The sequence below is a fragment of the Blastococcus sp. SYSU DS0828 genome, from assembly GCF_054050975.1.
This window is the reverse complement of the sequence record NZ_JBJHAK010000010.1, coordinates 65,814-78,482: the sequence shown is the minus strand read 5'-3', so window position 1 is coordinate 78,482 and position 12,669 is coordinate 65,814. Positions and strand designations below refer to the sequence as shown.

General features: G+C 77.2%; 11 protein-coding genes. 6 read left to right on the top strand and 5 right to left on the bottom strand.

Features of this window, described 5'->3' with window-relative positions; translation table 11 throughout:
* Positions 1-27 precede the first annotated feature (27 nt).
* The 3 genes from ACI79Q_RS10350 to larC all read left to right on the top strand — a co-directional run bounded on the left by ACI79Q_RS10350 (position 28) and on the right by larC (position 5,700).
* A complete protein-coding gene (locus ACI79Q_RS10350; RefSeq protein ID WP_456590293.1) occupies positions 28-1,707 on the top strand; it encodes a diguanylate cyclase in 1,680 nt (559 codons plus the stop codon).
* Positions 1,708-1,808: 101 nt separating this feature from the next.
* Positions 1,809-4,439, top strand: a complete 2,631-nt coding sequence (locus ACI79Q_RS10345; RefSeq protein ID WP_456600506.1) for a diguanylate cyclase domain-containing protein — start codon at positions 1,809-1,811, stop codon at positions 4,437-4,439.
* 58 nt (positions 4,440-4,497) lie between these two features.
* Positions 4,498-5,700 carry a nickel pincer cofactor biosynthesis protein LarC gene (gene larC, locus ACI79Q_RS10340; protein WP_456614655.1) on the top strand — a complete coding sequence of 401 codons (1,203 nt, stop codon included), beginning with the start codon at positions 4,498-4,500 and terminating at the stop codon, positions 5,698-5,700.
* A gap of 2 nt (positions 5,701-5,702) precedes the next feature.
* On the opposite strand, the gene ACI79Q_RS10335 is transcribed toward larC, so the two are convergent.
* Positions 5,703-6,764 carry an MFS transporter gene (locus tag ACI79Q_RS10335; RefSeq protein ID WP_456614654.1) on the bottom strand — a complete coding sequence of 354 codons (1,062 nt, stop codon included), beginning with the start codon at positions 6,762-6,764 and terminating at the stop codon, positions 5,703-5,705.
* Positions 6,765-7,030: 266 nt separating this feature from the next.
* Here ACI79Q_RS10335 and ACI79Q_RS10330 point away from each other — a divergent pair, with 266 nt between their 5' ends.
* Positions 7,031-8,530 carry a diguanylate cyclase domain-containing protein gene (locus ACI79Q_RS10330; protein ID WP_456590289.1) on the top strand — a complete coding sequence of 500 codons (1,500 nt, stop codon included), beginning with the start codon at positions 7,031-7,033 and terminating at the stop codon, positions 8,528-8,530.
* A 97-nt stretch (positions 8,531-8,627) separates the two neighbouring features.
* On the top strand, positions 8,628-9,224 hold the full coding sequence (locus tag ACI79Q_RS10325) for a TMEM165/GDT1 family protein (RefSeq protein WP_456590288.1): 597 nt from the start codon (positions 8,628-8,630) through the stop codon (positions 9,222-9,224).
* On the opposite strand, the gene ACI79Q_RS10320 is transcribed toward ACI79Q_RS10325, so the two are convergent.
* On the bottom strand, positions 9,217-9,774 hold the full coding sequence (locus tag ACI79Q_RS10320) for a TetR/AcrR family transcriptional regulator (protein WP_456590287.1): 558 nt from the start codon (positions 9,772-9,774) through the stop codon (positions 9,217-9,219). The genes ACI79Q_RS10325 and ACI79Q_RS10320 overlap by 8 nt on opposite strands.
* Positions 9,775-9,853: 79 nt before the next feature.
* Between ACI79Q_RS10320 and ACI79Q_RS10315 the strand changes: the two genes are divergently transcribed.
* Positions 9,854-10,219, top strand: coding sequence for a hypothetical protein (locus ACI79Q_RS10315; protein WP_456597366.1), 366 nt, complete (start codon positions 9,854-9,856; stop codon positions 10,217-10,219).
* Between the two features lie 16 nt (positions 10,220-10,235).
* Here ACI79Q_RS10315 and ACI79Q_RS10310 read toward each other — a convergent pair whose 3' ends face one another.
* The 3 genes from ACI79Q_RS10310 to ACI79Q_RS10300 are packed head-to-tail and all read right to left on the bottom strand — an operon-like array spanning position 10,236 to position 12,527.
* The gene (locus tag ACI79Q_RS10310) at positions 10,236-11,123 is read right to left on the bottom strand and encodes a haloalkane dehalogenase (protein ID WP_456614653.1); all 888 of its coding nucleotides are present in this window, start codon (positions 11,121-11,123) and stop codon (positions 10,236-10,238) included.
* A 10-nt stretch (positions 11,124-11,133) separates the two neighbouring features.
* Positions 11,134-11,763, bottom strand: coding sequence for a DinB family protein (locus tag ACI79Q_RS10305; RefSeq protein ID WP_456614652.1), 630 nt, complete (start codon positions 11,761-11,763; stop codon positions 11,134-11,136).
* Between the two features lie 38 nt (positions 11,764-11,801).
* Positions 11,802-12,527, bottom strand: coding sequence for a class I SAM-dependent methyltransferase (locus ACI79Q_RS10300; protein ID WP_456590283.1), 726 nt, complete (start codon positions 12,525-12,527; stop codon positions 11,802-11,804).
* Between the last annotated feature and the right edge of the window lie 142 nt (positions 12,528-12,669).

Here is a 12,669-nt window from a genome sequence, read left to right as displayed (position 1 = left end):
GGGGCCCACCGCGGAGGGGAGGGATGCGTGACCGCAGGTCGTGCCCGCGTCGCTCCCGGCGCCCTGCACACCGCCCTCTGGCGACTGCTCGACGCCAGCGACCGGGAGGACCACGCTCCCTTCCTGGCGCACCTGGACGAGGTCGACGAGGCCTTCGCCGGCAGCCCCGACCCCGCCTGGCGCGCCTGGCGGCACGCGTTCGACGCCCACCGCGCGCTCGTGGACGACGACCCCGCCGGCGCTGAGGTCCGGATCGCGGCGGCCCGCGAACAGCTCGACGAGTGCCCGGTGTCGTCGCAGACGGCCCTGCTCATGGCCTACCTCGCCCACGTCGAGGCGACCGCCGACCACCTCGACTCGGCCCTGCTGCTCGCCGTCGACGCCAGCCTGCTCACCGACGGGCCCGCCGTGCCGCCCTCGCGCGCCCTGCTGCAGGCCCACCGCTGGCTGTCGATGACGCTCTCCGGGCTGGACCTCGAGGAGCTCGCCGTCCACCACGCCGTCCGCGGGCACCAGGTGGCCGCGGAGCTGCCCGACGTCGGTGACCGCGGCCGGCTGCTGCTGCTCACCGCCCGCCAGCACGTCGAGCTCGCCCAGACGATGCGCCGCCGCGGCGACACCGAGCGCGCCGCCGAGCTGGCCACCGAGGCGATCGCCTGCGCGACCGCCGCCCGCGAGCTGGACTGGTCTCCCGAGCAGGCCGACGCCGACCTGCTCGACGTGGTGCAGGCCTGGGCGCTCATGTGCAGCGGCGACCCGGGCGCCGCTCTCGGGCCCCTGCGCCGCGTGCGGCGGGCCCTGCAGCGCGACGGCGGCGGCCTGTGGCTGCGCGGCTACACCGACCTGGCACTCGCCCGCGTGCTGGCCGCCCTCGGGTCCGGCGGACGGGACCCGGCGGCGGGCGAGGAGGCGATCACCCTGCTTGTCGACGCCTCGGGCGCGTTCGCCGCCGTCGGTGACCGACGCCGCTACCGGCAGAGCCTGCTGGAGCTCGGACAGGGCAGCGCCGACCTGGGCCGGCCGGCCGAGGCGCTGCACTGGCTGGAGGCCTACCGCGCCGACACCGGCCGGGCGCACGCCCGCAGCCGCGAGCTGTGGGCGGAGATGTTCGTCCGGCGCAGCCGGCTGCGCGAGGCCGAGCGGCAGGAGGCGGTGCTCCGCCGGCACGCGCTGGAGGACCCGCTGACCGGGCTGGGCAACCGGCGCAGCGCGGAGCGCCGGCTGGGGGCGCTGCGGCTGGGCGAGGAGCCGCTGTCCCTGGCCGTCGTCGACGTCGACCGGTTCAAGGAGGTCAACGACGACACCTCGCACACCCACGGCGACGCCGTGCTGCGCCGGGTCGCCGACCTGCTGCGGGAGCACAGCCGCACCGGCGACGAGGTGTACCGATGGGCCGGGGACGAGTTCCTCGTCGTGCTGCCGACCGCCACCGAGGCGCAGGCCGTGGTCGTCATGGAGCGGCTGCGGTCGGCCGTCGCCGAGGCCGACTGGCGCGACCTGCAGCTCTCGGGGCCGGTGACGGTCAGCATCGGCGTGGCGACGGCGCCGGCGGTCCCCGACGGGCAGCCGAGCCCGGTCGCCGGCTGGCGAGCGCTCTTCGACACCGCTGACCTCCACCTCTTCTCCGCCAAGCGGCTCGGGCGCAACCGGGTCCGCGCGCACGGGCCGGCCGACGTCACCCCGGCCGATCGCGGGGCGACTGCGTGACGACCCTGCGCGTGTGGGACGGGAGGGACACGACGGACGAGGGACGGCGCGTTCCCCGTGACGTCCTCGACACTGTCGGTGACGACATGCACAGTGCGCTCGTGCCACCGGGAGCCCTGCACCAGCGGGTGACCGCCGCTCTGAGCAACTGGCAGCTCGACGACGCCGAGCAGCTGCTCGCCGGGGTCGAGCGGGACACCTCGCCCTACGTCGCGGCCGCACCGGCCGCCGACGCGCCCGACGGCGCCCCGGCGTCGCTCGGCCGCGCGTGGGCCGACACGCTGCGCGCCGAGCTGCTGGTGCGGCGGCTGCGCGTCGCCGGCTTCACCCTCGTCGGCGACCCCGTCTCCCCCGCCGAGTCCGCCCTCGACCTGCACGCCGGGGTCGCCGGGCTGATCGACGGCGACTGCGCGGACGCCGACCCGCGGTCGGAGTCGGCCTCCCGCGCGGCGCTGGCCATCGCCCTGGTCCGCTCGGCCAAGGCGGCGTTCGACGCCGCCGACGACGACCTCCAGCGGGCCGCCGGGCTCGCCCGCCACGCCCGCATTGAGCTGCTGTCGCGGCGCATCGACGCCGCGATGGACGAGGCCGTGGAGGCCGCGAGCCTCCTCGACCCGGGGTTGGCACCCAGCCCGCTGCTGGTCGACACGCTCGGCACGCTGGCCGGCGTCCTCGCCGACCTGGAGCTGATGCCGCTGGCGCTGGACTACCAGCGACGCGCGGTCGAGGCCGCCCAGGCGGTCGCCGCGAGCGGGGCGGAGGAGACCGATGCCGACGTGCTCGTCGCCGTCGCAGCCACCCGCCTCGGGGAGCTGTGCGCCGAGCTCGGCGAAGGCCTCCTCGACGACGGCGCCCCCGATTCGGCCGCGCCCTACTTCGCGGAGGCCCGTGGGCTCGCCGAGCAGGCACTGGTGCAGCTGCCCCCGGACTCCGCCGGTGTCGTGCCCGCCCAGGTCGTGCACGGGTGGGCGCTGGTGGGCCTGGGCGAGCAGGCCGCCGCGGCCGGGCCGCTGCGCGCCGCGATCCGGCTCTCCGCGGCCGCCGCCGACCGGGACCGCATGGCCTCGGCGCAGCTGGCCCTCGGCCGCGCGCTGCGCCGCCAGGGCGAGGGCCGGGCCGCCGACGAGCACCTGGTCGCCGCCCTCACCCTGGCCACCGAGCACGGCCTGCCGCGGCTGCGCCGGGCCGCCCTGCGGGAGCTCTGCACGCTGCACGCCGACCTCGACGACGCCGGCCGCGCCCTCCCTTACCTGCAGGCCTACCTCGCCGACGAGCTGGACCGGGTCGACGAGCGGCGCACCCGCTGGGTGGAGCTGTTCGGCCGGCGCAAGAGCCTGCTGGAGACCGAGCGGGCCGCCGGGCAGCTGCGCCGGCAGGCCTACGAGGACCCGCTGACCCACCTGCCCAACCGGCGCTACGCCGAGGCGCGGCTGGACGGGCTGCTGGCCGCCGGCGACGTCCCGGCGCTGGCCGTGGTCGACGTCGACAACTTCAAGGCGATCAACGACACCGCCGGGCACCCGGCCGGCGACGCCGTGCTGCGGACCATCGGCGAGCTGCTGGTCGCCGGGGTGCGCGACACCGACGAGGTGTGCCGCTGGGCGGGTGACGAGTTCGTCATCCTCCTGCCCGAGACGACGGCGGAGCAGGGCGAGCGGGCGCTGGAGCGCATCCGCGCCTCGGTCGCCCGGTACCCGTGGACCGACCTCGGCCTCGACCTGCCGGTGACCATCAGCGCCGGCATCGCCTCGGCCACCCGGGGCGACGACCGCAAGACGCTGTTCGCCGCGGCCGACGGGGTGCTGTACGACGCCAAGCGCAGCGGCCGCGACCGCGTGGTGCGGCTCTCCGCGGTCACCCAGACGCGGGCCGCCGACGGCGCGCCCGAGCCGGCCGCCCAGGAGGCCGCAGCCCCGGAGGCCACGACGCCGGACGCGACGACGCCCGGGGAGACGACGCCCGGCGCCGCGCCGCCGGAGCCCGCGGGAGCCACGCCCGCCGACGACGCCGCCCGCGCCGCCGCCGCCGTCCGCGCGGAGGCGGCCGGCTTCGCCGCGCTGCTGGGCGGCGCGCACCCCCCGCTGGCCACCGCACGCCCGGGCGAGCCGCTGCTGGCCCCCGTCGCGCCGGCGCCCCCCGCCGCGGGGGTCGGCCCGGTGGTGGTCCGCGCCGCGGGCCGCACCACCGAGCAGGTGCTCGCCCTGGTCCGCGACGCCCGCCGCGAGACCCCCGACCGGCCCGTGCTGGTCCTGCGCGCGGCCGCCGAGACGCTGGTGGCGTTGGCCACCGAGCACGGGTCCGGCACCACCCTGGACGGCGCCGCGCGGGCCGCGGCCGTCGGCCCGCTGCCGGAACCGGCCGGCCGCACCACCGTGCTGTGCGCCGACGGTGCGGACGCCGCCGTCGCCGCCGAGGCCGCCTTCGCCGCCCGCGTGACCGGCACCGAGGTCCGCCTGATCGAGGACGGGACACTCCCCGAGGGCACCGACTGCCTCGTCGTCGTCGCCGGGGCGGACCCCGGGCTGGCCGCGACGATCGGCGCGCGCACCGACGTACCGGTGGTCGCGGTGCCGACCTCGGCCGCGCACCCCGGTGGGCTCGGCGGGCTGGGCGCGCTCGTCACGATGCTGCACCCGGCCGGGTCCGGGGTGGTCGTCGCCGCGGTCGACGACGGCTGCTCGGCGGGCATCTTCGCCGCGCGCACGGCGCGGAGGGGCGCCAGGAGGGCGTGACCCCGGGCCGGGGGACGGCACCTGGCCGCGGTGTCGTCCGGAGGACGACGATGTCACGGTGATCGGCTGGCTGGACCTCGCGGCCGGGGCCTCGGGCGACATGCTGCTCGGCGCCCTGGTGGACGCCGGCGTGCCCCTGGACGTCCCGGCCGGGGCGGTCGCCGCGCTCCCGGTCGAGCGCGTCCGCCTGGAGACCGAGCAGGTCACCCGGCACGGGCTGGGCGCCACCCGCGTGCACGTGCACGCCCCGCCCTCCGACGTCCACCGCACCTGGGCCGACGTCCGCGCGCTGCTGGGCGGCTCCGCCCTGCCGGCCCCGGTCCGCGACGGCGCGCTGGCGGTGTTCGAGCGGCTCGCCGTCGCCGAGGGGCGGGTGCACCGCGTGCCCGCCGAGGAGGTCCACTTCCACGAGGTCGGGGCGCTGGACGCGCTGGCCGACGTCGTCGGCGTCGTGGCCTGCCTGGAGCACCTGGCGCTCGACCGGCTCACCGCGTCCCCCGTGGCCCTGGGCAGCGGCTCGGCGCGCGGTGCGCACGGCGTGGTGCCGATCCCGGGGCCGGCCGTGCTGGAGCTGCTCACCGGCGTGCCGGTGCACGCCGGCCCGGTGCCGGCGGAGACGTGCACGCCCACGGGGGCAGCGTTGCTCGCCGCCCGGGTGGAGGAGTGGACGACGCTGCCCGCCCTCCGCGTCCAGCAGGTGGGCACCGGCGCCGGCGGGCGCGACCCGGAGCAGCTGCCCAACGTGGTCCGGCTGGTCCTCGGCGAACCGGCCGAGCCGGCACCGTCCGGGCCGGTGGTGCTGGAGGCCAACGTCGACGACCTCGACCCCCGGTTGTGGCCCGGCGTGCTGGAGGCGCTGCTGACCGCCGGCGCCTCGGACGCCTGGCTGACGCCGATCGTGATGAAGAAGGGCCGCCCGGCGCACACGCTGTCAGTGCTCTGCCGCCCCGACGCGGTCGCGGCGGTGCAGGGCGCCGTCTTCGCCAGCACCTCCACGATCGGGCTGCGGGTGGTCCCCGTGGGCAAGGTCGCGCTCGACCGCACGCAGGCGGCCGTCGACGTGCTCGGCGGCCGGGTGGGCGTCAAGATCGCCTCCGCGGGAGGCCGGCGGGTGAACGTCAGCGTCGAGTTCGAGGACGTCGCCGCGCTGGCCCGCGCCCGGGAGCTGCCGGTCAAGGAGGTGCTGCGGGCCGCCACCGCCGCCGCGTCGGCTGCCTACCCGGTCGGCCCACCCGGCGACGCTCCCCCGCCCCGGGGCTGACCTCACCGCCGCCGCAGGCCGGCCGCCGCCACCGGGACGACGGCGAGCACCAGCAGCCCGACGGCCGCCGGCCCTCCCAGCGCCCACACGGCGAAGACCAGCAGCGACGAGAGCTCGACCCCCATACCGGCGACCGAGGTGATCGTCGCGCGGTGCGGGCCGGTGATCCGGCGCTGCAGCTCGGCCTCGGCGGCGACGAGCACGGCGAGGTACAGGCCGTAGGCCACCGCCAGCACGGTGACCACGAGGAACCCGCCCGCGGCCGCGGCGAGCAGCACCCCGGTTCCCGCCGCCGCGAGCAGCGCGGCCAGCAGCCGGCCCGGGGGCCGCACCAGCCGGCCACCGAGCGCGGCTCCGGACGCCCCGGCGAGGGAGACGACGAGCACCGACCCGGGCACCGCCACCTCCGGCACCCCCCGGTCGGCCACCAGCACCGGGAAGTACTCCTCCATCCCGTCCAGCCCGCCGACCAGCGCGACGGCCACCACGGCCGCGAGCAGCGCGGGGCGGCGCAGCGCGACGCCCGGGCCGGCGGCCGGCTCCTCCTCGGCCCCGGCGCCGGGCGCCGCCGCCTCGGGGAACCGGAGCGCGAGCGCGGCGGCGCCCAGGCAGCCGGCGGCGCTGACCCAGCCGACCAGCGGGAAGCCGCCGGCGATGTAGAGGGCGGTGGCCGCCAGCGCCGTCGGCACCTGGACCAGCAGCTCGGCAGCGGTCATGGCGGCGTTGACCCGGGCGAAGCACCCCGCGGCGCCGACCTCGGCGAGCCCGTCGTGCACCAGGGCCTCCGCCGCGCCCGACGTGCCTGCGCCGGCGAGGCCCCACAGGACGAAGCCGGCGGCGAACGCGCCGGTCGAGGGAGCCGCCGCCCACACGCCGAAGGCCCCGGCCTGCAGCACGCCCGAGAGGGCCAGCACACCGCGGCGGGACCACCGGTCGGCGAGCAGCCCGGCCGGCACCTCGGCCAGCAGGGCGGTGACCGACCAGAGGCCGAACAGAAGGGAGAGCTGGGCGGCGGAGACCCCGGCGTCGAGGAAGAGCAGGGCGTACAGCGGGTACAGCGGCACCCACTCGGAGAGCGCTGCCCAGCCGATGGCCAGGCGGGCGAGCGGCCTGGCCGCGGGAGGCAGCGGGGGCGGTGCGGATCAATGTCGGCGCATGGCCCGCAGGCTAGCCCGGACGCCGCCCCGGCGCACCGGGGTAACAGCGGGGCGGGTGGGCATGACCCCTGCGGGTGGAAGGAGCACGCCGGGGACTCAACCGCCGGCCACGGCACGCCGTTGCGAGACTGAAGAGACCGGATGCTCCGGTCCCGCCCGCGGAGGGACGCAGGATGACCAGCACGGCCGAGCCCACGCCGGTGCCCGGCGGTCCGGGTGCCCGCGAGGAGGACCTCGAGCGTCCGGTCATGGACACCGACCCCGCGCTCGCAGGCCTGGTGCGCGTCGCCGCCGCCGTCACCGGCACGTCCTGGGCCTCGGTGATCACCATGGACACCCCCGTCATGCACGTGATGGCGGTGCACGGCTTCCGGGGAGCGGCGTGGCCGCGCGAAGGGTCCATCGTGTCGATCGTGCTCGAGCGCGGCCCGGGGGTGCAGACCTGCGACGACCTGAGGGCGGAGCCGCGGTTCGCCCGGAGCCCGTGGGTCGACGGCCGCCGCGCCGGGATGCGCGCCTTCGGCACCGCCCCGGTGGTCGTGGACGGCCGCACGCTGGCCGCGGTCTGCGTCTTCGACCCCGCCCCGCACGCCTTCACCGACGAGGAGCGCGCCCGGCTCGCCGACGTCGCCACCGCGGTGGCCTCCCTGGTGCGCGCCGCCCAGCAGGCCCGTCAGCTCGCCGACCTGGCCGCCGCCAGCCAGCTCGCCCGCGCCGAGACCGCCCGCGCCCACCAGGTGCTGGCCCGGTCCACCGCCTTCAGCCAGGCGCTGCTCGAGGTGCTCCCCGTGGGCGTCGTCGGCGCCGACGCCGAGGGCCGGGTGACCCTGTTCAACGCCGCCAGTCGCCGATGGCACGGCCTGGACGCCGACCCCACCGTCGAGCCGACGGACATCCCCGGCACCTACCGGCTCACCGACGTCGACGGCGCGCCGCTGCCACCGGATCAGGTGCCGCTGCGCCGGGTCTACGCCGAGGGGCGGCTCGACCAGGCCGAGGTGGGCATCGCGGTGCCCGGCGAGCCGTTCCGGCACGTCTCCTGCTCCGGTGTGCAGGTGCACGACGCCGAGGGTGCACTGCTCGGCGCGGTTGTCACGCTCTCCGACGTCACCGAGCAGCGGGCACTGGAGTCGGCGCTGCGCGAGGCCGCGCTGCACGACCCGCTGACCGGCCTGCCCAACCGCAACCTGCTGCTCGACCGGCTCGACCAGACGCTCGCCGCCGCCGAGCGGGCTCGAAGGCCGATGGCAGTGCTCTACTGCGACCTGGACGGGTTCAAACCGGTCAACGACACCGCCGGGCACGCCGCCGGCGACGAGGTGCTGGTCGAGGCGGCCCACCGGCTGGCCGCCGCCATCCGCCCCGGGGACAGCGTGGCCCGGATCGGCGGCGACGAGTTCGTCGTGCTGTGCCCGGAGGCCGGCTCCGAGCAGGCCGCGCAGGTCATCGCCGATCGCATCACCGCCGCCTTCGACCGCCCGCTGCGCCGCCCCAACGGCGCCGAGCACGCCGTGGGCATCAGCATCGGGGTCGCGCTGTGCGGGCCGGGCGAGACGCCCGACTCCGCGCTCGCCGCCTCCGACGCCGCGATGTACCGGGTGAAGGCCGCCCGCCGGGCGGGGCACCCGCACGCGCCGCGGCCGGTGCCGGGATCCGCCGTGTCCACCCCCTGACCCCTCCGCCCGCCCCATCCGGCGGCCGCTACCGTTGGCCGCTGAGAAGGTCGCCTGCCCGAGCTCCGCCCGGCAGTGCCGCGGAGGAGGGCTCGTCGTGATCTGGTCGGTCGTGCTGGCCGCGTTCGTCCTGGTGCTCCCGGTCGAGCTGCCCGACAAGACCCTGTTCGCCAGCCTGGTGCTCGCCACCCGGTTCCCCCCGCTGCCGGTGTTCGTGGGCGTCGCCACCGCGTTCGGCCTGCAGGTGGCGATCGCCGTCACCGCGGGCTCGCTGCTCTCCCTGCTGCCGGAGGCGCTGGTGAGCGGCGTCGTCGCGCTGCTGTTCCTGGTGGGGGCGGTGATCCTCTGGCGCAGCGCGACCGGCGAGGCGGAGGACGCCGGAGCGGCCGCCGACGGCCGCGAGCCGACGTCGTTCCTGCGGGCGGCGGCGATCTCCTTCGGCGTGCTGTTCGCCGCCGAGTGGGGCGACCTCTCCCAGCTGGCGACCGCGGGGCTGGCCGCGCGCTACGAGGCGCCGCTGTCGGTCTTCGTCGGCGCGTGGGCCGCGCTCCTGGTGGTCTCCGGCCTCGCCGTCTTCCTCGGCAAGAAGCTGGCCGACCGGCTGCCGATCGCGCTGATCCGCCGGGTCGCGGCGGGGCTGTTCCTCGTCTTCGCCGTGGTCGCGGTCGTGGAGACGGTCCGGGCGCTCAGCTGACCGGGGGCGCCAGCAGCGCCAGCCGCTCGACGAGCGCCGTCAGCTGGGCATCGAGGTCGGGCCAGCCCACCTCCGGCGCCGCGGACCTCAGCGTGACGACGCCGTGCAGCGCCGTCCACACCAGCGTCGCCTCCTGGTGCGGGTCGCGGCTGCGGGAACGCCCCGCGGCCATGCACGCCTCGACGCCGCCCACCAGGACGGCGAAGGCCCGTTGCCCGCTGGCGACCCTCCGCGGGCCGAACATCGCCCGGTAGCGGGCCGGCGCGGCCAGCCCCGCCAGCACGTAGGCCCGACACCCGGCGAGCAGCCGGCGCGCGGGGTCGGATTCGGCGTCGACGGCGGCCAGCACCGCCGCGCGCAGCTGCTCGAACCCCTCGTCCAGGACGGCACCCAGCAGCGCCTCGAGGTCGGCGAAGTGACCGTAGACGGCTGGCGCGCTGACCCCCGCCTCCCGGGCCACGGCCCGCAGGCTGACCGCGGCGAGCGACCCCTCTCGCTCCAGCAGCGTCGTCGCGGCGGTCACCAGATCGGCGCGCAGGTCTCGGGGCACGAGCGGCACTTTACAGCTGTAAAGAGGGCGGCTACCGTGCTTTACAGCTGTAAAGCTGGCGCCGAGCGAGGAGACCACCGTGCCGCTGATCCCCGATCTCACCTGGACCGCCCCCGACCGACGTCCGGGCCCGGGCGTCGTCGTCCGCACCGAGCTGCGACTGCGGCGACTGCGCGACGTGCCCGCCTTCGTGCGCACCTCGCTCGCCGTCCACCGGCAGGCCGTCGCCGCCCCGGGCGCCCGGTCGGTACGGCTGCAGGCCGAGCCGCTGGCCCGGCGCTTCCGCACCGTCTCGTGGTGGGACGACGCCGCGGCGGCGCGCGCCTACGCGATCGCCGAGCCGCACCGCTCCGCCATGCGGGACTGGCGCGAGCGCCTGGCGGTCGCCGAGGTCACGCGGGAGCCCGGCGTCGAGGGCGCCGCGCCGGAGGTGGCCACCCGGTGACGCGCGGCCGTGGCGACTAGCCCAGGGTCGGGATCCAGTCCGCCACCGCGCGGCCGATCTCGTGCGGCGAGTCCTCCGGCACGAAGTGGCTGCCCGCGACGGTCACCTCGGTCAGCGCCGGCCAGCTGCGCACCACCTCCCGCTGGCGGCCGACCAGGATCGATCCCGGGTCGGCGTCGATGAACAGCTTCGGGACGTCGCTGCTCGCGAGCCACGCCCCGTACCGCTCGACCCGCTCCACCACGGCCGCGGGCTCGCCTTCGAGCGGGATCGACCGCGGCCACTCCAGGGTCGGCCAGCGGTCCGCGCGCTCGCGGAACGGCGCCCGGTAGACCTCGTGCGCCTCCGGCGTCAGCCCGCGGGCCACCGACGCCGGCAGGATCCGCTCGACGAACACGTTCTTGTCCAGCACCGCCGCCTCGCCGTCCGCGCTCCGCATGAGCTGGAAGATCTTGCGGGCGTCGGCGGGCCAGTCCTCCCATGTCATCGGCGTGACGATCGCCTCGGTGAAGGCGATGCCGCGGACCCGGTCCTGGTGGCGTTCGGCCCAGTCGAAGCCGAGCCCCGAGCCCCAGTCGTGCAGGACGAGGGTGACGCGGTCGCCGACGAAGACGCGGTCGAGGAATTCCTCCAGGTACGCGGCGTGCGTCTCGAACGAGTACGTGCCGGGGCCCGGGTCGGGGAGCTTGTCCGACTGCCCCATGCCGATGAGGTCGGGGGCGATGCAGCGGCCGAGGTGCTGCACGTGCGGGATGACGTTGCGCCACAGGTAGGACGACGTCGGGTTGCCGTGCAGGAAGACGATCGACTCCCCGGTGCCGACGTCCACGTACGCCATCTCGGCGCCCTTCACGGAGATCCGGGTGCGCGGGAACGGGTCGTCGGGTGAGATCTCGTCAGCCATGCGGCGATCCTCACCCCGCGGCGGCGGGACCACCTCCGGAACCACCGGACCTGGCCGCCGCCGCGCGCGCGGCGGCCTCGATGCGACCCCGGTAGGTGGCCCACTCCTCCGCGGTGCGCTCGGGCAGGTTGGCGTTGCCCGCGCTCAGCCCTGCCGCGCCGTCCAGCGTCTCGCGGAGGATGTCGGCGTGGCCGGCATGCCGGGCGACCTCGGCCGCCACGTGGACCAGGAGGGTGTGCAGCGTGGGGCGCCGTCTCTCCTCCGACCACCAGGGAACCTCCCCCACGGCGTCGAGCGGTAGCGCGTCGATCGTCGCGTCCGCGTGCGCGGCCGAGAACCGGTAGAGCTCGATGATCTCCGCACGGGACTCCTCGGCGGTGGCCCACATGTCGGCGTCGTCCTCCCCGTCGCCGTCCCACGGGTAGGCCCGGCCGCTCGGCCGGCCGAGCACCTCGCCGAAGTAGCCCAGCTGCACGTACGCGACGTGCTTGAGCAGGCCGAGCAGGTTGGTGCCGGTCGGCGTCAGCGGCCGGCGGACGGCGTACTCGTCGAGCCCGTCCAGCTTGGCGAGGAGATCGTCGCGCCCTTGCCGCAGGTAGGTGTGCAGGACGGTCTTCTGGTCCGGGTCGGTCGTCTCCATGCCGGCACCCTGCCGCAGCAGGGTGACGAATCGGACCGCTACGACCGGCTCTGCATGCTCCCGTCGCCCGGCCGGGCGACGAGCACCCGGAACAGGTTGTGCAGCCGGTAGCCGTCCTCACCCGTGCGGTAGGGCTCCAGGTGCTCGAGCACGGTGTCGCGCACGACGTCCGGCCCGGCCTGCCGCGTGGCGGCGCGGCCCAGCGGGGTCGCCAGGAGCGGGACGAGCAGCTCGTCGGCGTCGGCGTAGTCGAAGGGCACGAGCACCTCGTGCAGCTGCTCGACCACCAGCCCGGCCCGCTCCGCCATCGCCCGCAGCCGGGCCGGCTCGCTCACCGCCGGCGTCCGCGCCGGGCGGCCGGGCGCCAGGGCCTGCTGCAGCACGCGCAGCTCGCACTCCCGGTCCCGCCCCCACACCGTCGCGGCGACGACGCCGCCGACGCGCCCGGCCCGGCGCAGCACCGCGACCGGGTCGGCGACGTGCATCAGCAGCTGCACGGCGGCCACCACGTCGAACGGCCCGGGCGGCGGGTCCTGCGCGTGCCGCACCAGGAAGGTCCCGCCGGGCACCTCCGCCGCGGCCTGCGCGACGGCATCCGCGTCGAGGTCGACGCCGGTCACGCGGGCGCCGCGGTCGGCCGCCGCCCGCGCGAACAGCCCGGTGCCGCAGCCCAGGTCGAGCACGCGGGTGCCGCGGCCCACGCCGGTGGCGTCGAGGACGGCCTCGTGCAACGGCGCGCCCCAGCCGCGCGGTTCCTCGCTCACCGGGTCGACCCTAGGCGGCGCCCCGTCCTCGGGAGGCCGGCCCCGGCCGCGAGGCCCGGCAACCGCGCCGAGTGCGACGAACTCGTGGTCATCAGCGCCTGATGGCCACGAGTTCGTGACACTCGACGGGTCGTGGCCACCA

Excerpts from the sequence above, each read along its gene's own strand:
- ACI79Q_RS10305 (WP_456614652.1), bottom strand. The coding sequence starts at position 11,763 with ATGGAGACGACCGACCCGGACCAGAAGACCGTCCTGCACACCTACCTG.
- ACI79Q_RS10310 (WP_456614653.1), bottom strand. The coding sequence starts at position 11,123 with ATGGCTGACGAGATCTCACCCGACGACCCGTTCCCGCGCACCCGGATC.
- ACI79Q_RS10330 (WP_456590289.1), top strand. The coding sequence starts at position 7,031 with ATGACCAGCACGGCCGAGCCCACGCCGGTGCCCGGCGGTCCGGGTGCC.